Consider the following 19,958-nt stretch of genomic DNA (forward strand, 5'->3'; position numbering starts at 1 on the left):
GCCTCAGTCGCCCGGCAGGCAGAGCGGGCGTTTGCCGCCGTCACGGATGAAGGCGACGATCTCCATGATCTCGGGCAGGTCGGCGTAGGTCTGTTCGACACCGTCCAGGCGGTCGGCGAAGACGCCCTCACCCTCGAACAGGTCGCGGAAAGCGGCCAGCAGGCGGCGTACCGCGTCCTTGCCGTAACCCTTGCGCTTGAGGCCGATCAGGTTGAGGCCGTGCAGGCGGGCGTGGTTGCCCCAGGCCGAGCCGTAGGGGATGACGTCGCGCGTCACGGCCGCCAGACCGCCAACGATCGCCCCCTGCCCCACCCGGCCGTTCTGATGCACGGCACACAGGCCGCCGAGGAAGACCTTGTTCCCGACCTGGGCATGGCCGCCGAGGGTGGCGTTGTTGGCCATGACGACATTGTCGCCGACGACGGCATCGTGCCCGACGTGGGCACCGGTCATGAACAGGCCGTTGGAGCCGACGCGGGTGACGCCCGAGCCTTGCGGCGTGCCCCGATTGAAGGTGCAGTGCTCGCGGATGCTGTTGTCCGCGCCGATCTCCAGACGCACCGGCTCGCCCTTGTAGCCGTTGTGCTGGGGGTCGCCGCCGATGACGGCGAAGGGATGGATGGTGGTGCTGGCACCGACCGTTGTGTCCTGTTGCAGCACGACATGGCTGATCAGCGTCACGTTCTCGGCAAGGGCAACGCCGGGGCCGACCGTACACCAGGGCCCGATCTGGACGCCGTCGGCCAGTTCGGCGGACGGGTGGACCAGGGCCGTGGGGTGGATCGTACTCATGTCGCGGGCTGGTCGACCTTGACCACCATCGCCATGAATTCCGCCTCGGCGGCCAGCTTGTCGTCGATGAAGGTCTCGCCCCGGAACTTGTAGGCGTCGCCCCGGGCACGGGTGACGATCACCTTCATGCGCAGCTGATCGCCGGGCCGGACGGGTTTGCGGAACCGCACGCCGTCGATGGACATGAACATGATGACCTTGTCCGCCACGGCGACGTCCATGGTCTTGGACATCAGCAGGGCCCCGGTCTGGGCCATGGCCTCGACGATCAGGACGCCGGGCATGACCGGGTCGATCGGGAAATGCCCCTGGAAGAAGGGCTCGTTGTGGGTGACGTTCTTGATGCCGGTGATCGAGGTGGCGGGCACGAAATCCTCGGCCTTGTCGATCAGCAGGAAGGGATAGCGGTGCGGCAGGCGGCGCATGACCTCGGCGTAGTCGATGCGGTCGTTGATGGCGGTGACGTCGCTCATCCCTCTGATTCCCTTGGTCGCTTCTTGCTCCCGGCCTGTTTGGACAGCCAGATCGTCTCGCGCAAGAACTGACGCAGGGGCCGGGCCGGATATCCGGACCAGGTTTCGCCGGCAGGAACGTTGGCCAGCACCCCGCCACCGGCCGCGACGCGGGCACCGTCGCCGATACTGATGTGGTCGCCGACGCCGGCCTGGCCGCCGAACAGGACGTTGTCGCCGACGGTCACCGAGCCCGACAGGCCCGTCTGCGCCGCGATCAGGACATTGCGGCCCAGCACGCAGTTGTGACCGACCATGCACAGGTTATCGATCTTGGAATTCTCGCCGACCACCGTGTCGTCATAGGCACCACGGTCGATGCAGGTATTGGCCCCGATGGTCACGCCGTCCTGGAGGATGACGCGGCCAAGCTGGGGGATGTCGACGGGACCGGTGCTGGATCCGGCCGCGCCGAAGCCCGCCTCGCCGATGCGGGCGCCGGCATAGAGCTTCACCCGGTCACCGATCAGGGCGAAGGCGATCGACGCGTTGGCCCCGATGACGCAGTCGCGGCCGATCTGGACCCCCGTGCCGATGACCGTGTTGGCGCCGATACGGGTGCCGCTGCCGATACGCACGCCGGTGCCGAGGACGACGCCGGGTTCGAGCACCACGGAGGCGTCTTCGCAGGCTTCGTCGGGGGTGGAAACGCCGTCGATCAGGCGTGGCTGGTGAAACAGGCCTGAGGCGCGGGCCCAGGAGGCCTGGGCTTCACGCGATGACAGGACGGCGGTGGCGGTCGGTGCCGCCTCGACCATGGCCTGAGGCACCACGACGCACCCGGCCCGGGTGCCGGCGAGCGCTTCGGCGAAGCGGCGGTCGGCCATGAAGGCCAGGGCCCCGGCGTCTGCGGAGGCCAGTGGGGCGACGGCCGAGATCACGACCTCGCCGCCCCGTATGACCTCTGCGCCGATCCGGCCGGCGAGTTCGGCGACCGTCAGGGACGGGCCGGTCTCGAAGAAGCGCGGATCGGGCATGGCGTCGCCCGCTTACTGGGCTTGCTGGACCGGGACCGGCAGGCGGTTGAAGCTCAGCGACGGCAGGGCGGTGTTCAGGCGGGCGATCACGTCGCCCGTCACGTCCATGGCCGGGTTCATGATGAAGACGCTCTCGCGGTCGATCAGGATGCCGCAGCCCTTTTCCTGGTAGACGGCGACCAGGATCGGCTCGACGCCGGCCGAGATCAGGCGGCGCTGTTCGCTGAGGGTGTACTGGAGCTCGTTGCGGCGGGTTTCCTCCAGCTGCTGGGCTTCCTGGATGCGTTGTTGCAGCTGCTGACGGCGGGTCTGGAGCTGGTCGGCGGGGATGGCGGCCGCACCGGACTGGAGCGCCTGGGCTTCGGTCTGGATGGTGGTGGCATAGGGCGTCAGCTCGCCTTCGACTTCAGTGGCCAGCTGCTGCATGCGAGCCTGGACCGACTGACCGACGGTCGACTGGGCCAGAAGCTGCTGGTTGAAGTAGACGCAGACGCCCGGGATGGCGGGGCCGACGTTGGCCGGACCGGCGGTCTGGGCCGAAGCGGCGGTGGCAACGAGCGAAGCCAGCGCGACGGCGCCGATGGCGAGAAGTTTCATGACAGGCCTTTGTGCGGTCGTTTTGACCGACGGTTTAGTTGAACTGGGTGGAGGTCGAGAAGCGGAAGGTTTCGGTGCGGTCGTAGTCCTCGCCCTTGAGAATCTTGGACAGGTCGAAGCGGATGGGGCCCATCGGCGACTTCCAGTGGATGCTGACGCCTGCGGCGGCACGCAGCGACAGGTCATCGACGATGTTGGGGTCCAGCACGCCGGTCGAGGTGATGGTGTAGCGGTCGTCGAGCACGCCCAGGGTCCCGACGTCGGCGAACAGCGAGGTCCGGATGCCGTAGGTGTCGGGCAGGAAGTTCGGCACTGTCAGCTCGACCGTGCCCACGGCGTAGAAATTGCCACCCAGCGCATCCTGGGTCGTCAGATCGCGCGGACCCATGCCGGCCGTCTCGAAGCCACGGAAGGTGTTGCCGCCCCGGAAGAAGCGATCGTTGATCCGCACAGCGTCGCCGGCCCAGCCGCCGACATAGCCAGCCGAACCCGCCACCGAGACGATCCAGCTGGGGGTGATCCCGTAGTAGTAGGTGCCCTCGACCTCGGTCTTGACGTAGTTCACGTCGCCGCCGACGCCGGCCAGATCCTGACGCAGGGTGCCGCTCCAGCCGCGCGTCGGGCGGATCGGGTCGTTACGGCGATCGATGCCGATCGTATAGCCGACCGAGGAGTTCAGCGAGGCGCCGACCTGTTCGCACAGGGCGCGCGAGCCGGAGCCGCCGGTGTTGCAATAACCGGTCGGGACGATGATCTCATCGTCCTTGATGAAGTAGCGGGTCGACAGCCGGGTATAGCCGTTGATCGGGAAGGACAGACGCAGGCCGGCACCGGTCGAGCGATAGTCGAACGAAGACTCTTCCTGGAAGTCATAGCGGGAGTGGAACAGGTCGAAGCCCGCCCCCACGTCGCGGCCCAGGAATTTGGGTTCGGTGAAGCGGAAGTCGATCTGCTGGCGCAGCGAGCCCCATTCGGCGCGGGCCACGACGTTCTGGCCCCGGCCACGGAAGTTGCGCTCGGTGATGCCCAGGTTGATCGTATAGCTCTCGGCAGAAGAGAAGCCGGCACCGACGGACAGTTCGCCGGTCGGCTGTTCGGTCACGGTGACGTTGACGACCGAGCGATCGGGGGCCGACCCGCGCTCTTCCTTGATCTCGACGTCCTTGAAGAAGCCCAGGGCCCGCAGGTTGTTGCGCGACCGCTCGACCAGGGTGCGGTTGAAGGCGTCGCCCTCGGTCAGCATCAGTTCGCGCCGGACGACATAGTCCAGGGTGCGGTTGTTGCCGACGACGTTGATGCGGTCGATGTAGACGCGCTGGCCCTCGGAGATGTTGAAGGTGACGTCGACAAGGTTGGTTTCGGGATTGGCCCGGTAGGTCGGCCGGATGTCCACGAAGGCATAGCCCGCCGAACCCGCCGCGAAGGTCAGGGCGTCGACCGAACTTTCGATCTTGTCGCTTTCGTACAGGTCGCCGGTCTTGATCGGGATCAGCAGCTTGAGGAAGTCCGCGTTCAGGCGGTCGTTCTCGGTGACGACGCTGATCTCGCCGAAATTGTACTTGTCGCCCTCATCCACCGTCAGGGTGATGCCGAAAGCCGAGTCGTCGGGGACCAGCTCGGCCACACCCGACACAACGCGGAAGTCGTAGTAGCCCCGGTTGGTGTAGAATTTCCGCAGCTGCTCGCGGTCGTAGTCCAGCCGGTTGGGGTCGTAGTTGTCGTTGGAGCTGAATAGCCGGTACCAAGCCGACTCCTTGGACACCATGACCTCGCGCAGTTCGGAATCCGAATAGGCGGTGTTGCCCATGAAGGTGATCGCTTGCAGGCCCGTCTCGGGACCCTCGTCGATCTCGAAGATGACGTCGACGCGGTTCTGCTCCAGCTGAACCAGCTTGGGCGAGACGGTCGCCGAGATCCGGCCCGACAGGCGATAAAGCTCGATGATCTTGCCGACGTCCTCCTGAACCTTGGCGCGGGTGTAGATGCCGCGCGGCGACAGGGTGACCTCTTCGGTCAGCTTCTTCTCGCTGAGGGCGCTGTTACCCTCGAACACGATCTGGTTGATGATCGGGTTCTCGACGATCGAGACGACCAGATCGCCGTTCGGCTGGAGGCCCAGCTGGATGTCGGCGAACAGCTGGGTGCGCTGAAGGGTGCGCAAAGCGACGTCCAGGACGACGGGATCGACCGTGTCGCCCGGCTGGATCGGCAGGTAGGACAGGACCGTGGTCTGGTCGATCCGTTGATTGCCATTGACCAGAATGCGGTTCACCACACCGGTCTCGGCCGGGCGCGGCGCGGGCGCGGCCTGGGGGGCGGCGGCCAGCGGCTGGGGCGAGATGGCCGGGGCCGGAGGCGCGGTCTGGGCCTGGGCGGTCGTGGCCAGGCCCGCCGCGACGACGAGCGCGGTCACGCTGCAAAGCGGGGCCCGCGAACGGGCGGCCAGGGTTGCGAAAGCGCGCGTATCGGTCATCGTCATTCGGGAAACCATCGGGGGCTGGCGTAGGCTCAACTGACGAGCCCGCCGAGGAATTTGAACAGGTTCAGCTTCTGCAAGTCGTTCCAGGTGGCGAACAACATCAAACCCGCCAGCAAAGCAAGACCGACCCGGTACCCCGCCTCCTGAACCTTGGCCGCCACGGGTTTCTTCGCCACAGCTTCGTAGGCGTAGAAAACCAGGTGACCTCCGTCCAGGACGGGGATGGGCATCAGGTTGATGAAGCCGATTCCGATCGAAAGTATGGCGGCGAACTGGATAAGCGTCAGGGCGAGGTTGGCGGCCTTCAGGCCCGCAGGGGCCTCTCCGGCCGTGGCCTGCTGGCTGATGCCGCCTGCGGCCTTGGCGATGCCGAGAGGGCCATTGAGCAGGTCACCCGACTCTCGCCCGCTGAAGATGCGGCCGATATAGGTGAAGGTGGTGCCCAGTACGTCGCCCGTCTGGCGCACGGCGGCACACACGGCCTCGATCGGATTGTAGCGGATGGCGCGGATTTCGTCGCGGCGATAGCCCATCTCAAGACCGATACGGCCCACCTTGATCTGGCCCGCCACGGCGTCCTCGGTCAGGGTGCGGACCGGGGTGGCGATCAGCGGCACGCGCTGGCCTCCCCGCTCGACGACAAAGCGGACGGGCGTGGCGGAGTTCAGGGTCACGACGCGGATCACGTCCTCGCCCCTCCGCACCGGATCCCCATTGGCCTCCAGGATCAGGTCGCCGGGCCGAAAGCCCGCGCTGGCGGCAGCCGAGCCAGGCACGACGTTGACGACGCGCGGCGGACTGATCTGGTCGCCGAAGGTCGCGAACAGAACGGTGAAGATGACGATGGCCAGGATGAAGTTGGCGGCCGGGCCGCCAGCGGTGATCAGGGCGCGCTGCCAGACCGGCTTGAAATGGAAATAGTCGCAGACAGCGGCGGGCCCCTCTTCTGCGATCACACGCTGGCGAAGCTCGGCGAGACCTGCGGCATCCGGCACGCTGGAGGCGTCCAGGTCGCCCGAGAATTTCACATAGCCGCCGGCGGGGATCCAGCCGATGCGCCATTCGACACCGCGCTTGTCCGTGCGGCTGAACAGGGCCCGGCCGAAGCCGATGGCGAACCGATCCATCTTGACCTTGAACAGGCGGGCGACGCCGTAGTGGCCCAGTTCGTGGATTGTGACGATGAACGTCAGCACGAGCAGGAACGGCACGATGTAGATCAGGATCTGACCCAGAAGGTTCAGCATTGCGTTTCAGGTCTCCGTCCGGCCTCACGCGGCCATCGCGCGGCGCTCGATGATGGCGCGGGCGATCCGGCGGGCCTCGGCGTCGACGGCCAGGGCCGCGTCGCAGGCGTCGTCGGTAGCCGATGTCATCCCCTCGCACGTCGTGCGCTCAAGGGTTTCGGCGACGACTACGGCAATATTGAGAAAGCCAAGCTTCCTGTCGAGGAAGGCATAGGCGCCGACCTCGTTGGCGGCGTTGAACACTGTCGGTGCGGTACCCCCGGCCGACAGAGCCTCGCGCGCCAGCTTCAGGGCCGGGAAGCGGGTCTCGTCGGGGGCCTCGAAGGTCAATCGACCGAGCGCGGCGAGATCCAGCCTTGGCGCCGGCCAGGCCAGGCGGTTGGGCCAGGCCAGGGCACAGGCAATCGGCGTCTTCATGTCTGGCGGGCCCATCTGGGCCAGGGTCGAGCCGTCGACATACTCGACCATGGAGTGGATGATCGATTCCGGATGCACCACGACGTCGATCCGGTCAGCGGTCATGTCGAACAGATAGGCGGCCTCGATGGTCTCCAGCCCCTTGTTGGCCATGGTGGCGCTGTCGATCGAAATCTTGGCTCCCATCGACCAGTTGGGATGGGCGACAGCCTGCTCCGGCGTCATCCGGGCCATGTCTACGAGAGACGTCTGGCGGAACGGGCCGCCCGAAGCGGTCAGGATCAGCCTGGCCACACGTTCGGGGGCCTCGGCCGGGAAGACCTGGAAGATGGCGGAGTGTTCGGAATCGACGGGGATCAGCCGGCCGCCGCTGGACCGGACCCGCTCGATCAGGCGGGGGCCGCAGCAGACCAGACTTTCCTTGTTGGCCAGGGCCAGGGTCGCACCGGTCGCCGCCGCCGCCCAGGTGGAACGCAGACCCGCCGCGCCGACGATGGCGGCCATGACCCAGTCGACCGGACGGGTCGCGGCCTCGACAACGGCGGCGTCACCGGAGGCGGTCTCGATATCGGTTCCGACGAGTGCGTCGCGCAGGTCCGGCAGGCGGGCGGGATCGGCGATGACCACGAGGCGGGGCTTCCACCGACGCGCCTGTTCGGCGAGCCGGGCGACATTGGCCCCGCCGGTCAGGACCTCAACCTGGAAGGCACCCGTGCCGGCAGCCTCGGCCTGATCCATCAGATCAAGCGTCGAACAGCCGACCGAGCCCGTCGAACCCAGGACACTGACGCGACGCCGGATCAAAGCAGACCTCGCTCGACCAGGATGACCAGCCAGCGCCCTGCGGCGACGACGACGACCGCGAACATCAGGCCGTCTACCCGGTCCAGCAGTCCGCCGTGGCCGGGAATGATGGTGCCCGCGTCCTTGACCCCGAAGCGACGCTTCAGCGCCGACTCCCACAGGTCTCCGGCCATGGTGGCCAGGGCGGCGGCAAGGCCCAGGACCATGCCCCAGAAAACGTTGAGCCGCCCCATCTCGAGCCAGAGCGCGATGCCGCCACCGGCCAGCATCCCGGCCGCAAGGCCACCGATGAAGCCCGACCAGGTCTTCTTGGGCGACAGGCGTGGCCACAGCTTGGGTCCGCCGAAAAGGCTGCCGGCCAGATAGGCGACGATGTCGGCCGACCAGGTCACGGCGAACACCAGCACGGTCCAGTGCAGCCCGACCTTGTCGTGCCCGTCCCGCAGCCAGATCAACAGAATGACCGGCCACCCGAGATAGAGCACACCATAGGCGGCGTTGAGCGCGAGTTGGCCGCGAGTTCGCATGAACAGACCGGCAGCCGCCGCCCCGAAGACCAGCATGACCAGTGCGAACGACAACTGGCCGACATGGGTCGCCCCGACGGCGACGAACAGGGCCAGACCTACGGCGATCGCCGAACCCCGCCAGGCCCCGGGGTGCTCATCCGGCCCCACTCGATCGCCAGAAGGCCACAGGCCAGCAGGATCAGCGCAAGAAACCAGAGGCCGCCGGCCCAGGTCGCCAGGACCGCAGCGGGAGCCAGCACGAAAGCCGACGCGGCTCTGAGGCCGATGTCGCCGACCTTGAGCGCCATCAGCCGGTCGCGAGCGCAGGCTGGACCGTCGCAAGGCCGCCGAAGCGACGGTCGCGATTGCGGTACTGTTCGACGGCGTCGGTCAGGCCGGCCAGGCCGTAGTCGGGCCAGAGCACGTCCTGAAAGACCATCTCGGCATAGGCGGCTTCCCAGAGCAGGAAGTTCGACAGCCGCTGCTCGCCCGACGTCCGGACGATCAGATCGACAGGCGGGCCACCCGCCGTGGACAGGCCCAGGCCGAGCGTGTCCTCGTCCAGCGGGCCAGTGGCCTCGCCCTTCAGAACGCGATCGACGTGGCGCTGGGCGGCATCGACGATGTCGGCGCGGCCGCCGTAGTTGAAGGCGACCTGAAGCATGAACTGGGTGTTGTGGGCCGTCTGGGCCTCGGCCCGCTCGATGATCTTGGCGATGTCGGTCGGCAGGCCGGTGCGTCGGCCCAGCACCCGGACGCGGACGCCCTCGCGGTCCAGCCGATTCAGGTCGCTGGCCACATAGGAGCGGACCAGACCCATCAGGTCCGAGACCTCCTCGGCCGGACGACGCCAGTTCTCGGTCGAGAAGCCGAAGACGGTCAGGCACTGGATGCCGAGCGAAGGCGCGGCCTGGACCGTGCGCTTCAGCGCCTGGACGCCCTCGCGATGGCCCACGGCACGCGGCAGGCCGCGAGCCTGCGCCCAGCGACCGTTGCCGTCCATGATCAGCGCCACGTGCCGGGGACCGTCTGGCGATCCGGGCAGATCGGCGATTTGAGCCGTCATTTCAATCCTGTCCCGCCGAGGTCCGCAACTCAGACCTGCATGATCTCAACTTCCTTGGTTCTCAAGGTCTCGTCTATGCGCTTGATGGCCGCGTCGGTGTCCTTCTGGACCTCGGTCTCCATCTTCTTCTGCTCGTCCTGGCTGATTTCGCCTGCCTTTTCAGCCTTCTTCAGGTCATCGTTGGCATCGCGACGGACGTTGCGGACGGAAATCTTCTGCTGCTCGGCATATTTGCCGGCCAGTTTGGCGAGGTCCTTGCGGCGTTCTTCGGTCAGGGGCGGCACCGGAATACGCAGGGTCTGGCCGTCCACGATCGGGTTGAGGCCCAGACCGGCGGCGCGAATCGCCTTCTCGACCGGGCCCACCATGGTCTTGTCCCAGACGCTGACCGAGATCATGCGCGGCTCGGGCACGCTGATGGCGGCGACGGCGTTCAGCGGCGAGTTGGAGCCATAGGCCTGGACCTGGACCGGATCCAGCAGACCGGCGTTGGCCCGACCGGTGCGCAGGCCGGAATATTCCTCCTTCAGGGAGGCGACCGCCTTGTCCATCTTCTCGCGGTAGGTCTTCAGATCGGGCTTGGCCATGCGTGTCTCCTGTCGTCTCTGGTCGTTTTTACGCGTCGTCGCTGATGACGGTGAAGGTGCCCTGCCCGTTCAGGACCTTGCGCAGGGAATCCTCCTCGCGGATCGAGAAGACCACGATCGGGATCTTCGATTCGCGCATCAGGGCGATGGCGGCGGCGTCCATGACTTTCAGGTTCTGGGTCAGGACATCCTGATAGGTCAGGTGGTCGTAGCGGGTCGCCGACTTGTCCTTCTTGGGATCGGCCGAATAGACGCCGTCGACCGACGTGCCCTTCAACAGAGCGTCGCAGTTCATTTCGGCGGCGCGCAGGGCGGCGGCGGTGTCAGTCGTGAAATAGGGGTTGCCGGTGCCCGCGGCGAAGATGACCACGCGGCCCTTCTCCAGGTGGCGGACGGCGCGTCGGCGGATGTAGGGTTCGGCGATTGCGGCCATGGGGATGGCGCTCTGGACCCGGGTGTAGACGCCGATCTTCTCCAGCGCATTCTGCATGGCCAGGGCGTTCATGACGGTGGCCAGCATGCCCATATAGTCGGCGCTGGCCCGTTCCATGTCGGCGGCGGCCTTGGACAGGCCACGGAAGATGTTGCCCCCGCCGATGACCAGACAGACCTCGGTACCCGATTCGACGACCCGCTTCACGGCGGCGGCGACGCCGTCGACGGTTTTCATGTCGATGCCATAGCCCTGCTCGCCCATCAGGACCTCGCCCGAGACCTTGAGCAGGACGCGTTTGTATTTCGGGGCGTCGGTCATGGAGTTCTCGTTACGCGGAATCAGAGGCGGATCATAGAAAGGGCGCGTCCGGCTTCAAAGCCGAACGCGCCCCGATAGTCACGAACTAAGTGTGGTTACGCTTGCGGGGCCATCATCGAGGCGACCTCGGCAGCGAAGTCGGGGCCTTCGACCTTCTCGACGCCTTCACCCAGGGCCAGGCGCACGAAGCCGGCCAGGTGCAGGTTGGAGGAGCCCAGTTCCTTGGCCGAATCCTTGACCAGTTGTTCGATGGTCACGTCGGGGTTCATGACGAAGGGCTGCTTGGTCAGCACGACGTCCTTCTGGAACTTGTTGATCTGGCCTTCCACGATCTTGGCGATCATGTTTTCCGGCTTGCCTTCTTCCTTGGCCTTTTCGGTCAGGACCTGCCGTTCCTTCTCGACGGCGGCGGGGTCCAGGTCGTCGGTGTTCAGCGACAGGGGCGCGGTCGCCGCGACGTGCATGGCGATCTTGCGGCCCAGTTCACGCAGGGCGGTCTTGTCGCCCTCGCCTTCCAGGGCGACCAACACTCCGATACGGCCGAGTCCCGGCGACACGGCGTTGTGGACGTAGGAGGCGACGACGCCTTCCGAGACCGACAGGCGGGCGGCGCGGCGCAGTTGCATGTTCTCGCCGATGGTGGCGATCATCTGGGTCACTTCGTCCTGGACGGTCTTGCCGTTTTCCAGCTCTGCGCCGTGCAGGGCTTCGACGCTGTGGTGCTCAAGGCCCTTCTCGGCGAAGGACTTGGCGGCATTCTGGAACAGGTCGTTGCGGGCGACGAAGTCGGTTTCCGAGTTGAACTCGATGGCGGCACCGATTTCGCCCTTGCCGTCTTCACGGCTGGCGACGGCCACGAGGCCTTCGGCGGCGACCCGGTCAGCCTTCTTGGCGGCCTTGGACAGGCCCTTGGCGCGCAGCCAGTCGATCGCGGCGTTGATGTCGCCGTCGGTTTCCTGAAGCGCCTTCTTGCAGTCCATCATGCCGACGCCGGACTTGGCGCGCAGTTCCATGACGAGGGCGGCGGTGATCTCGGCCATTTCTGGTCTCCTGAGGTCTTCAATGCGGGAATGGCCGGGGTACTATCCCGGCCTTATGTCAGTTTGACGGTGAGCCTGTGACCCACCCACCCCGGCATCGGCCGGGATGGGTGGGAAAGCATCAGGCTTAGGCCGTGGTCTCTTCAGTCTCGACGACAGGCTCTTCAGCAGGCGTCTCTTCGCCCGAAGCGGCCAGCATTTCCTCGGCCACGGCTTCGGTGCCGGCGGGGGCAACGTCAGCGGCGACCGGGGCGGCAGCCTCGGCCAGCATCGGCTCGACCGGGTTCTCCGAAGCGCCCATGTCGATGCCCGAGTTGGAGGCACCGGCGGCCAGGCCGTCCAGGACGGCGTCGGCGATCAAGTCGCAATAGGTCTGGATGGCGCGGGCGGCGTCGTCGTTGCCGGGGACCGGATAGGTGATGCCGTCCGGATCCGAGTTGGTGTCCAGGATGGCGATGACCGGGATGTTCAGCTTGCGGGCTTCCAGGATCGCGATCGCTTCCTTGTTGGTGTCGATCACGAACATGATGTCGGGGATGGAGCCCATGTCCTTGATGCCGCCGAGGGACAGTTCAAGCTTGTCCTTCTCGCGGTTCAGGTTGACCAGTTCCTTCTTGACCCGGCCTTCGCCGCCACGCTCCAGGATGCCTTCCAGCTCGCGCAGGCGGGCGATCGAGCCCGACACGGTGCGCCAGTTGGTCAGGGTGCCGCCGAGCCAGCGGTGGTTCACATAGTACTGGGCGCAGCGCTTGGCGGCCTCGGCGACGGGATCCGACGCCTGGCGCTTGGTGCCGACGAACAGGACGCGACCGCCCTTGGCGGCGACGTCACGCACGGCCACCAGAGCCTGGTGGAACAGCGGCATCGTCTGCGACAGGTCGATGATGTGGATGTTGGAGCGCGAGCCGAAGATGTAGCGGTCCATCTTCGGGTTCCACCGGTGCGTCTGGTGGCCGAAGTGAGCGCCTGCTTCGAGCAGGGTGCGCATGGAGAAGTCTGGCAGAGCCATTAGGTCAGTCCTTTTTCCGATTATTCCGCCGCAGACGGTTAAAGGATCAAATGATCCCTCGGAACGGAGCGCCCGGGATGTCTCCCCGGATCACGCCACGCCTGCGTGTGAAGTGGGCGGCGCTATAGGCGAACAGCGCCCTCAAGGCAAATGATTTAGCCCTCGCCGGGGCCTTCCGACTGGAAATAGGGCTCGACCGGGCCTTGGAGCTTGACGGTCAGGGGGTTGCCCTTGCGGTCCACGGCCTTGCCGACGGCGAGGCGGACCCAGCCCTCGGAGACGCAATATTCCTCGACGTTGGTCTTTTCCTCGCCCTTGAAACGGATTCCGACGCCGCGCGCCAGAAGGTCGGCGTCGTGGTGGGGGCTGTTCGGATTGACCGAGAGGCGGTCGGGGGGCGTGTCGGACATGGAAAGGCCTGAAGGCGAAACGTGAGGAGCGGCTCCATAGCCCCCCTCGCCCGCCCTGCCAACCGGACTTACTGAACCGACTGGCGCGGAGGCGTGGCCGCAGGGGCCGGTGCGGGCGTCGAAGCCGCTGTCGGCGCATAGGGCTGCGGCGTCGAGGGCGTCGGAGCGGCGGCGGTCGGCGTGGGCTGGCGCGTCGGGGTCCGCGCAGGCTGGCGGGCCGGTCGGGTCGGTGTGCGGGCGGCGGTGCGTGTGGGGGCCGGCGCGGGCGTGGTGGCCGGTGCCGAGGCCGGGGTCGGTGTCGGGGCCGTCGCGGTCTGTGTCGCGGGGGCGGCGGCCGCCTGCTGAGGTGCCGGCGTGTCTACGGCACCTGCGACGGCGGCGCGGGCGGCCAGCTGCTGGGCCTGGAAGCGGCGAGCCAGTTTCTCGGTCAGTTCGCGGGCGGCGGGGGCCGGCATCTGGGCCAGGATGGCCGACAGGCCACGCGGGCGCATGGCGGCGGCGATGGGCAGTCGGACGCTGTCTTCCAGGGTCACAAAGATCGCGGCGGCCTCGCGCGGGCGCATGGCGGAATAGACGGCGACCAGGCGGTCGGTCTCGGCCTTCTCCTTGGCGTCGACCTGGCCCAGCAGGCCCTGGACCTCGGCCTTGATGGCGTTCAGCGCCTGAAGCTTGGCGTCCAGCTTCTGTTCGGCGGCGACCATGAGCGGCAGGGTGGTGGCAAAGTCGGCGTCGCGCGCGTCGAGCTGGGTTCGACGCGCTGAGAGGGACTGGATAATGCGGAGTTCAGCCGGTGAGATACCGGCCTGCTGCGCCAGTTGCTCTTCTGTGAGGGCGCAGACGGCGGGCGGGGCCTTGGGTGCGGCGGCGGCGGACGGGGCGACGACGCCGACCGCTTCCTCGGCCCAGGCCTGAGCACCCTGCATGAAACCTGGGGCGGCACCGACGGCGCGCACCGCCACGACCCCGCCGATGGCGACGGCGATCAGGGGCAGGAGGCGGGGAATCTTGGCCATGGGTCAGGTCTCGGTCGTGTCAGGAACGGCTCAGGCCGCGAACAGGTCTTCGTCCAGGCTACGACGGGCCTGGTTCAGGCTTTGTTTCGCGGCTTGGTTAGCGGTCAGGGCCCCCAGGATGGCAGCGACGTTCTCACGGCCCGGCGCAGCGACGGCTGGCGCGGCCATGCCGTGGATGCGCTCGGCCAGGGCGGCCATGCGCAGGGCGCGGTCGTCGTCGGGGTTCTCCCTCCCCTTCATGGGGAGGGACGACGGCGCAGCCGTCCGGGTGGGGATGTGTGAAGCGAGGGCAACGCGGGGGGCGACAGGTTGGGACACTTCCCCACCCTGGCCTTCGCTACGCTCCGGCCGTCCCTCCCCACTCCGGGGGAGGGAGACGCCAACCGGCGCTCTGGCGATCAGCATTTCCAGCTGGGTCTTGACCTCGCGAGCCTTGATGAGGCGGTCGTGGAGGATGTCGGCTTCCTCGCCGGACTGGCGCAGGCTGACCAGGGCGTTCTCGGCGCGGCCGGCGGCCTGATTCAGCTCGGTGACGGCGTTGGCGAAGGCCAGTTGACCGGCACGAAGGGTCGTCAGCTTCTTCTCCAGCCGCACCCCATAGGCCAGGGCCGCCACCAGAAGCAGCATCAGGACCGAATCGAGAATGATGCCCGTCATGTCAGCGCTTTCCCTTGGTCAGGCTATTGGCGGCCTCGACGCTGATCGGACCCTCCACGCGGATGGCGATATGCTGGCCCTTGCGGCCCATTCGGCCGGTGGTGACCGGGATCGGGCCACAGCGGATCGAGACGTCGCTGTCGGGTGTCGCGTTCAGCATGAAGGTGTCGCCGACCTTGAGATTGAGCACCGTCGACAACGGTGCCTGCTGCTCGTCCAGAACGACGCGGACCTCGGTGTCGGTGGTCCAGAGCTCGGTGGCCAGGTGGCCTTCCCAGATGTTGTCGCGGCCGAACTTCTCGCCCATGAACTGCTGCAGCAGCATCTTGCGGATGGGCTCGAGCGTCGCATAGGGCAGCAGCAGTTCGACCCGCCCGCCCCGGTCTTCCATGTCGATGCGCAGCTTGACCAGGATGGCGGCGTTCGCCGGCCGCGCGATGGCCGCAAAACGCGGGTTGGTCTCCAGCCTGTCCAGATTGAAATGCACCGGCGTCAGGGGCTCGAACGCGGCCTGAGCGTCGGCCAGGATGACCTCGACCATCCGCTGGACCAGAACCCGCTCGATAGTGGTGTAGGGCCGGCCCTCAATCCGCAGGGCCGCCGTGCCGCGACGGCCGCCCAGCAGCACGTCGACGATCGAATAGATCAGGTTGGAATCGACAGTCAGCAGGCCGTAGTTGTCCAACTCCTCGGCCCGGAAGACCGCCAGAATAGCCGGCAGGGGGATGGAGTTCAGATAGTCGCCGAAGCGGATCGAGGAGATGTTGTCGAGGCTGACCTCGACGTTGTCGGAGGTGAAGTTGCGCAGGGACGTCGTCATCAGCCGCACCAGGCGGTCGAAGACGATTTCCAGCATCGGCAGCCGCTCATAGCTGACGAGGGCCGAGTTGATGATGGCCCGGATGCCGGACCGTTCGGAATCGTCGCCGTCACCGAGGTCGAACCCGAGCAGGTTGTCGATCTCGTCCTGGCTCAGAACCCGTTCGGAGCCCGGCGAGCGGAACTCGTCGGAGGCCGAGGGATCAGTGTCTGCGAAGCCGACATCGCTCATTGAACGAGCATCTCTTCGATCAGGACGGCGTCGATCTTGGACGGTGCCGCGATCAGATTGACCCGGCGCAGGATCTCGGCCCGCAGTTGATAGCTGCCCGACGAGCCGGCCAGGTCTTCGGGGCGCAGCTCGCGCAGGAAGCCCTGGAACATGTCCTGCATCCGGGGAGCCTCGGCCTGGAGGGTCGAGGCGAGGTCGGCGTCATGCATCTCAAGCGTGAGCTTGAGCTTCAGATAGGTCGGACGGCCGTCAGCAGACTGGATGTTCACTGTCATGGGGGCCAGGGTGTAGAAGGTCACGCCGTCCGGCCCCTCCGCGATCACGCCCGCGCCGGCTTCGCCCTCGGCACCCGCCGCCGCGCCGTGGCCGCCCTCCTTCTTCTCGCCGTGGCCACCCTTCTCTTCCTTCTTGGCCCCGTGGTCGTCGGCCTTTTCCTCGCCATGCTCGCCCTCGGCGGCGGCGGGCTTGGGCGACAGCAGGAAAAAGGCCGCGCCGCCACCGCCGCCCAGCACCAGCAATGCTGCGGGGATGATGATGAACAGCAGAGGGATCTTCTTCTTGGTCGGCGGGGCATCCCCCTCCGCACCCTCGGCGACGGCCAGGGCCGTCGCGGATTCGCCAGCGTCCGCTTTCTTCTTCTTGCCCAGCTTCAGCATGGATGGAGGTCCCGGATGATTCCAGCGTCCAGATGCGGCCGGTTTGGTTAACGGGGCGTTGAAATCCGGCAAATCCTGCCGGGTGCCGAAGCCGTCAATGACTCTCAAAAGCCCGCCGCGCCTGCATTAACCCTGTTGGCACGGTCGTTGCGTGGGACCTTGACGAAGGAGCCCGCTCACCGTGGAAAACGCCGCCTACGTCGCCCTGTCCCGCCAGATGACGCTCCGTCGTGAGCTGGACATCGTGGCGAACAACATGGCCAACGCCGATACGACCGGCTTCAAGGTCGAGCAGCTGCTGGTCGGTGCCGAGATCGGCGAGCGGGCCCGCAACGAGGCGATCCGGCCCAGCGCCAGCTTCGTGCTCGACAACGGCGTCGGTCGCGATTTCGGCCAGGGAGCCCTGAAACAGACGGGTCGCGATCTGGATTTCGGCATCGAGGGCGAAGGGGCTTTCTTTGTCGTCAATGATGGAAACGGCGAGGCCTATACCCGCGACGGCGCTTTCACTCTCGATCCCGAAGGCAAGCTGGTCACCAAGGCCGGCGACGCGGTCCAGGGCGATGGCGGCGACATCATTCTGGATCCGTCCAGGGGGCAGGTCACGGTCGGTGACGACGGCACGATCTCGCAGGGCGGCCTGCTGGTCGGCAAACTGTCCCTCGCCCGTTTCGAGACCCTAGCGGCGCTGTCGAAGGACGGCGACGGCCTGTACCGCAACCGCTCCAACGCCGCGCCCATCGAGGCAGCCGGGGCCAAGATCCATCAGGGCAGCCTGGAAGGCTCCAACGTCAATCCGCTGATCGAAATCACGAACATGATCGAGATCAGCCGCGCCTATGAGCGCGTCTCCAAGATGATCGAGAACGTCAACGACCTGTCCCGCCGCTCGGTCGAGCGGCTGGGCCGAGCCAGCTGATGACCCGTATTCAGTCCGCCCTTCCTCAAGCAGCAAGCCGCCGCGCGGCGAGCGATAGGAACCAAAAATAATGCGCGCCTTGAGAACCGCCGCTTCCGGCATGGCTGCCCAGCAGCTGAACGTCGAAGTCATCTCCAACAACATCGCCAACATGAACACGATCGGGTTCAAGCGGCAGCGGGCCGAGTTCCAGGACCTGATGTACCAGAACGTCGAGCGGATGGGGGCCCAGTCGTCCAGCGCCGGCACGGTCGTTCCGACCGGCATCCAGGTCGGCCTGGGCGTCAAGGCAGGCAGCGTCTACCGGATCACCGAACAGGGCACGCCGGGCCGCACCGACAACACCTATGATGTCGCCATCGACGGCAAGGGCTATTTCCAGGTGACCCTGCCCTCCGGAGAGATCGGATACACCCGCGCCGGCAACTTCTCGCTGAGCCCCGAGGGCAATCTGGTCACCGAGGACGGCTATACGATCGAGCCGGCCATCACGATCCCCCAGAACACGGTCGATGTGACCATCTCCAAGACCGGCGAGGTCCAGGCCACGATCGACGGCCAGACCGATCCGCAGGTCGTGGGGCAGCTGGAAATCGCCAACTTCTTCAACGAGGCGGGGCTGGAGGCGGTCGGTGATAACCTGCTGATGGAAACCGCAGCCTCCGGTCCGGCCTCCGTCGCCGCGCCCGGAGAGCCCGGCTATGGGCAACTTCTGCAGGGCTATACGGAATCGTCCAACGTCGATGCAGTGTCGGAGATAAGCTCGCTGATCGTGGCGCAGCGGGCCTATGAGATGAACTCCAAGGTCATCAAGACCGCCGACGAAATGATGTCGGTCGCCTCGCAGGTGAAGAGCTGATGCGTCGCCTCGCCCTCTTTCTCGGCGCCGCCGCGTCGCTTCTCGCCGCCGGACCGGTGTTCGCCGGGCCGGTCACGCTCAAGGCCAATCCCGTCGACGAGGACGGCCGGGTCACCCTGGGCGACCTGTTCGACGGCGCTGGATCGGCAGCGAACGTCGTCGTGGCCTCGCGCGCCGGGCCCTCGGTGGTGTTCGACGCCGGCCAGCTTCAGGCTGCGGCGCTGCGCTCGGGCTTGCAGTGGGACAATCCCCGCAATCTCGGCCGGGTGGTCGTCCGCGCAAGCATGGCGTCGCCCGTGGTTGCTACGGCTTCGCCCGGCACCCCCACGGCCGCGCGGCCGGGAGCCACGGCGGAGATTCTGACCTATGCCCGCAACATCGCCACCGGCGACATCATCCAGCCCGAGGACGTCGTCTGGACCACGGTCCAGGCCCATCTGGCCACCACGGGCGGCCCCCGCGATGCTGAACAGGCCATCGGGCTGTCGGCCAAACGGCCCCTGCGCGCCGGAGCCGCCGTGGCCTCTCGCGACCTGGCCTCACCCCAGGTCATCGCCCGCAACGACATGGTCGAAGTTGCCTATGAGGTCGGCGGGGTTCGCCTGACCGTCACGGGCCGTGCGACCCGGTCCGCCGCGATCGGCGAACCGGTCACCGTGCTCAACACCACCTCGTCCAAGACCATCGACGCCATCGCCACCGGCCCCGGCCGTGCCATCGCGGGCCCCGCCGCCCAGTCTGCACGGGCCAACGCCCTCCTCGCCTCCCGCTAAGGACCGAAACCATGCGCAAGACCCTGATCCTCACCGCCTGCGCCGCCAGCCTGTCGCTGGGCGCCTGTTCCACCGCCATCGAGGCCGTGCGCGGCCCCGAACTGGCCCCGATCGGCTATCCGGCCGCGCTGGTGCCGCAGAGCCAGGTCTATCAGCCGTCGCCCGAGCAGCAGGCCGCGATCCGCGCAGAGCAGAACGGGCGGATGGCTGCCAGCGCCAACAGCCTGTGGCGCACCGGGGCTCGCACGTTCTTCGGGGACCAGCGCGCCCGTCACATCGGCGACATCCTGACCGTCAACATCGCGATCGACGACAGCGCCCAGACCTCGAACGCCACCAACCGCGCGCGCTCGAACGACGCGTCGGGCGGGGTCACGAACTTCTTCGGCCTCGAGAACAGCCTCGGTCGCGCCTTCCCCGGCGGCTTCGATCCGGGGAACCTGGTCGGGACCCAGGGCCAGATCAATGCGTCCGGCTCCGGCTCCGTCAGCCGCTCGGAGAAGGTCGACCTGACCGTCGCCGCCGTGGTCACCGACATCATGGCCAACGGCAACCTCGTCATCCAGGGTCGGCAGGAAGTGCGCACCAACCGCGAGGTTCGCGAACTGACCGTCGCCGGCATCGTCCGCCCCGAGGACATCACCGCCGCCAACACCATCAGCCACACCCAGATCGCCGAGGCGCGGATCAGCTACGGCGGCCGGGGCGACATCAGCCGGGTCCAGGCGACGCCGGCGGCCCAGTCGCTGGTCGAACGGTTCAGCCCCTTTTAGCGGAAGGGCGCTACCGCTCGGCTCGCGGAGCCTCGCTGCTTGAGCGCAGATTGTACG

The 19,958-nt window shown here is 66.9% G+C and carries 23 protein-coding genes; 4 read left to right on the top strand and 19 right to left on the bottom strand.

Features of this window, described 5'->3' with window-relative positions; all coding sequences use genetic code 11:
- Positions 1–3: 3 nt before the first annotated feature.
- The 19 genes from lpxA to O5K39_RS14915 form a co-directional block, all read right to left on the bottom strand.
- The gene (lpxA, locus tag O5K39_RS14825; protein ID WP_271144382.1) at positions 4–792 is read right to left on the bottom strand and encodes an acyl-ACP--UDP-N-acetylglucosamine O-acyltransferase; all 789 of its coding nucleotides are present in this window, start codon (positions 790–792) and stop codon (positions 4–6) included.
- A complete protein-coding gene (gene fabZ / locus O5K39_RS14830; RefSeq protein WP_271144383.1) occupies positions 789–1,265 on the bottom strand; it encodes a 3-hydroxyacyl-ACP dehydratase FabZ in 477 nt (158 codons plus the stop codon). Before fabZ ends, lpxA begins: the two co-directional genes overlap by 4 nt.
- A complete protein-coding gene (lpxD, locus tag O5K39_RS14835) occupies positions 1,262–2,281 on the bottom strand; it encodes a UDP-3-O-(3-hydroxymyristoyl)glucosamine N-acyltransferase (protein WP_271144384.1) in 1,020 nt (339 codons plus the stop codon). Before lpxD ends, fabZ begins: the two co-directional genes overlap by 4 nt.
- 12 nt (positions 2,282–2,293) lie before the next feature.
- Positions 2,294–2,878, bottom strand: coding sequence for an OmpH family outer membrane protein (locus tag O5K39_RS14840; protein ID WP_271144385.1), 585 nt, complete (start codon positions 2,876–2,878; stop codon positions 2,294–2,296).
- Positions 2,879–2,912: 34 nt separating this feature from the next.
- Complete coding sequence (gene bamA, locus O5K39_RS14845; RefSeq protein WP_271144386.1) at positions 2,913–5,351, bottom strand: outer membrane protein assembly factor BamA; 2,439 nt, start codon at positions 5,349–5,351, stop codon at positions 2,913–2,915.
- 35 nt (positions 5,352–5,386) lie between these two features.
- A complete protein-coding gene (locus O5K39_RS14850) occupies positions 5,387–6,604 on the bottom strand; it encodes a M50 family metallopeptidase (RefSeq protein ID WP_271144387.1) in 1,218 nt (405 codons plus the stop codon).
- A gap of 24 nt (positions 6,605–6,628) precedes the next feature.
- On the bottom strand, positions 6,629–7,825 hold the full coding sequence (gene dxr, locus O5K39_RS14855) for a 1-deoxy-D-xylulose-5-phosphate reductoisomerase (protein ID WP_271144388.1): 1,197 nt from the start codon (positions 7,823–7,825) through the stop codon (positions 6,629–6,631).
- On the bottom strand, positions 7,822–8,502 hold the full coding sequence (locus O5K39_RS14860; RefSeq protein WP_271144389.1) for a phosphatidate cytidylyltransferase: 681 nt from the start codon (positions 8,500–8,502) through the stop codon (positions 7,822–7,824). The genes dxr and O5K39_RS14860 overlap by 4 nt, the downstream gene beginning before the upstream one ends.
- Positions 8,451–8,642 carry a hypothetical protein gene (locus O5K39_RS14865; protein ID WP_271144390.1) on the bottom strand — a complete coding sequence of 64 codons (192 nt, stop codon included), beginning with the start codon at positions 8,640–8,642 and terminating at the stop codon, positions 8,451–8,453. Before O5K39_RS14865 ends, O5K39_RS14860 begins: the two co-directional genes overlap by 52 nt.
- Positions 8,642–9,400, bottom strand: coding sequence for a polyprenyl diphosphate synthase (uppS, locus tag O5K39_RS14870; RefSeq protein WP_271144391.1), 759 nt, complete (start codon positions 9,398–9,400; stop codon positions 8,642–8,644). Before uppS ends, O5K39_RS14865 begins: the two co-directional genes overlap by 1 nt.
- Positions 9,401–9,429: 29 nt before the next feature.
- Positions 9,430–9,987 carry a ribosome recycling factor gene (frr, locus tag O5K39_RS14875; protein WP_271144392.1) on the bottom strand — a complete coding sequence of 186 codons (558 nt, stop codon included), beginning with the start codon at positions 9,985–9,987 and terminating at the stop codon, positions 9,430–9,432.
- Positions 9,988–10,015: 28 nt separating this feature from the next.
- Positions 10,016–10,741: a UMP kinase gene (gene pyrH, locus O5K39_RS14880; protein WP_271144393.1), complete on the bottom strand. Its 726-nt coding sequence runs from the start codon at positions 10,739–10,741 to the stop codon at positions 10,016–10,018.
- A 95-nt stretch (positions 10,742–10,836) separates the two neighbouring features.
- Positions 10,837–11,781 carry a translation elongation factor Ts gene (tsf, locus tag O5K39_RS14885; RefSeq protein WP_271144394.1) on the bottom strand — a complete coding sequence of 315 codons (945 nt, stop codon included), beginning with the start codon at positions 11,779–11,781 and terminating at the stop codon, positions 10,837–10,839.
- Between the two features lie 127 nt (positions 11,782–11,908).
- Positions 11,909–12,790, bottom strand: coding sequence for a 30S ribosomal protein S2 (gene rpsB / locus O5K39_RS14890; protein WP_271144395.1), 882 nt, complete (start codon positions 12,788–12,790; stop codon positions 11,909–11,911).
- Positions 12,791–12,945: 155 nt separating this feature from the next.
- Positions 12,946–13,200 carry a DUF3297 family protein gene (locus O5K39_RS14895; RefSeq protein ID WP_271144396.1) on the bottom strand — a complete coding sequence of 85 codons (255 nt, stop codon included), beginning with the start codon at positions 13,198–13,200 and terminating at the stop codon, positions 12,946–12,948.
- 68 nt (positions 13,201–13,268) lie between these two features.
- Positions 13,269–14,213: a hypothetical protein gene (locus O5K39_RS14900; RefSeq protein WP_271144397.1), complete on the bottom strand. Its 945-nt coding sequence runs from the start codon at positions 14,211–14,213 to the stop codon at positions 13,269–13,271.
- 30 nt (positions 14,214–14,243) lie between these two features.
- Positions 14,244–14,870, bottom strand: coding sequence for a DUF6468 domain-containing protein (locus O5K39_RS14905; protein WP_271144398.1), 627 nt, complete (start codon positions 14,868–14,870; stop codon positions 14,244–14,246).
- Between the two features lies 1 nt (position 14,871).
- Entirely contained in the window at positions 14,872–15,921 is a 1,050-nt protein-coding gene (gene fliM / locus O5K39_RS14910) for a flagellar motor switch protein FliM (RefSeq protein WP_271144399.1), read from the bottom strand.
- Complete coding sequence (locus tag O5K39_RS14915) at positions 15,918–16,577, bottom strand: flagellar basal body-associated FliL family protein (protein ID WP_271144400.1); 660 nt, start codon at positions 16,575–16,577, stop codon at positions 15,918–15,920. The genes fliM and O5K39_RS14915 overlap by 4 nt, the downstream gene beginning before the upstream one ends.
- 181 nt (positions 16,578–16,758) lie before the next feature.
- Here O5K39_RS14915 and flgF point away from each other — a divergent pair, with 181 nt between their 5' ends.
- The 4 genes from flgF (at position 16,759) to flgH (ending at position 19,901) form a co-directional block, all read left to right on the top strand.
- Entirely contained in the window at positions 16,759–17,496 is a 738-nt protein-coding gene (gene flgF / locus O5K39_RS14920; protein ID WP_271144401.1) for a flagellar basal-body rod protein FlgF, read from the top strand.
- 70 nt (positions 17,497–17,566) lie between these two features.
- On the top strand, positions 17,567–18,355 hold the full coding sequence (gene flgG, locus O5K39_RS14925; RefSeq protein WP_271144402.1) for a flagellar basal-body rod protein FlgG: 789 nt from the start codon (positions 17,567–17,569) through the stop codon (positions 18,353–18,355).
- The gene (gene flgA / locus O5K39_RS14930; RefSeq protein WP_271144403.1) at positions 18,355–19,128 is read left to right on the top strand and encodes a flagellar basal body P-ring formation chaperone FlgA; all 774 of its coding nucleotides are present in this window, start codon (positions 18,355–18,357) and stop codon (positions 19,126–19,128) included. The genes flgG and flgA overlap by 1 nt, the downstream gene beginning before the upstream one ends.
- Before the next feature lie 11 nt (positions 19,129–19,139).
- Positions 19,140–19,901 carry a flagellar basal body L-ring protein FlgH gene (flgH, locus tag O5K39_RS14935; protein WP_271144404.1) on the top strand — a complete coding sequence of 254 codons (762 nt, stop codon included), beginning with the start codon at positions 19,140–19,142 and terminating at the stop codon, positions 19,899–19,901.
- Positions 19,902–19,958: the final 57 nt, after the last annotated feature.

Origin of the sequence: Brevundimonas sp. NIBR10, assembly GCF_027912515.1 — a bacterium.
GTDB lineage: Bacteria > Pseudomonadota > Alphaproteobacteria > Caulobacterales > Caulobacteraceae > Brevundimonas.

Bases quoted from the DNA above. Each gene is read 5' to 3' on its own strand.
- O5K39_RS14900 (WP_271144397.1), bottom strand. From the start codon at position 14,213: ATGGCCAAGATTCCCCGCCTCCTGCCCCTGATCGCCGTCGCCATCGGC.
- O5K39_RS14915 (WP_271144400.1), bottom strand. From the start codon at position 16,577: ATGCTGAAGCTGGGCAAGAAGAAGAAAGCGGACGCTGGCGAATCCGCG.
- uppS (WP_271144391.1), bottom strand. From the start codon at position 9,400: ATGACGGCTCAAATCGCCGATCTGCCCGGATCGCCAGACGGTCCCCGG.
- flgG (WP_271144402.1), top strand. From the start codon at position 17,567: ATGCGCGCCTTGAGAACCGCCGCTTCCGGCATGGCTGCCCAGCAGCTG.
- bamA (WP_271144386.1), bottom strand. From the start codon at position 5,351: ATGACCGATACGCGCGCTTTCGCAACCCTGGCCGCCCGTTCGCGGGCC.
- lpxA (WP_271144382.1), bottom strand. From the start codon at position 792: ATGAGTACGATCCACCCCACGGCCCTGGTCCACCCGTCCGCCGAACTG.
- lpxD (WP_271144384.1), bottom strand. From the start codon at position 2,281: ATGCCCGATCCGCGCTTCTTCGAGACCGGCCCGTCCCTGACGGTCGCC.
- O5K39_RS14905 (WP_271144398.1), bottom strand. From the start codon at position 14,870: ATGACGGGCATCATTCTCGATTCGGTCCTGATGCTGCTTCTGGTGGCG.
- tsf (WP_271144394.1), bottom strand. From the start codon at position 11,781: ATGGCCGAGATCACCGCCGCCCTCGTCATGGAACTGCGCGCCAAGTCC.
- flgA (WP_271144403.1), top strand. From the start codon at position 18,355: ATGCGTCGCCTCGCCCTCTTTCTCGGCGCCGCCGCGTCGCTTCTCGCC.
- rpsB (WP_271144395.1), bottom strand. From the start codon at position 12,790: ATGGCTCTGCCAGACTTCTCCATGCGCACCCTGCTCGAAGCAGGCGCT.
- frr (WP_271144392.1), bottom strand. From the start codon at position 9,987: ATGGCCAAGCCCGATCTGAAGACCTACCGCGAGAAGATGGACAAGGCG.
- O5K39_RS14840 (WP_271144385.1), bottom strand. From the start codon at position 2,878: ATGAAACTTCTCGCCATCGGCGCCGTCGCGCTGGCTTCGCTCGTTGCC.
- pyrH (WP_271144393.1), bottom strand. From the start codon at position 10,741: ATGACCGACGCCCCGAAATACAAACGCGTCCTGCTCAAGGTCTCGGGC.
- O5K39_RS14850 (WP_271144387.1), bottom strand. From the start codon at position 6,604: ATGCTGAACCTTCTGGGTCAGATCCTGATCTACATCGTGCCGTTCCTG.
- O5K39_RS14865 (WP_271144390.1), bottom strand. From the start codon at position 8,642: ATGGCGCTCAAGGTCGGCGACATCGGCCTCAGAGCCGCGTCGGCTTTC.
- flgH (WP_271144404.1), top strand. From the start codon at position 19,140: ATGCGCAAGACCCTGATCCTCACCGCCTGCGCCGCCAGCCTGTCGCTG.
- fliM (WP_271144399.1), bottom strand. From the start codon at position 15,921: ATGAGCGATGTCGGCTTCGCAGACACTGATCCCTCGGCCTCCGACGAG.
- O5K39_RS14895 (WP_271144396.1), bottom strand. From the start codon at position 13,200: ATGTCCGACACGCCCCCCGACCGCCTCTCGGTCAATCCGAACAGCCCC.
- fabZ (WP_271144383.1), bottom strand. From the start codon at position 1,265: ATGAGCGACGTCACCGCCATCAACGACCGCATCGACTACGCCGAGGTC.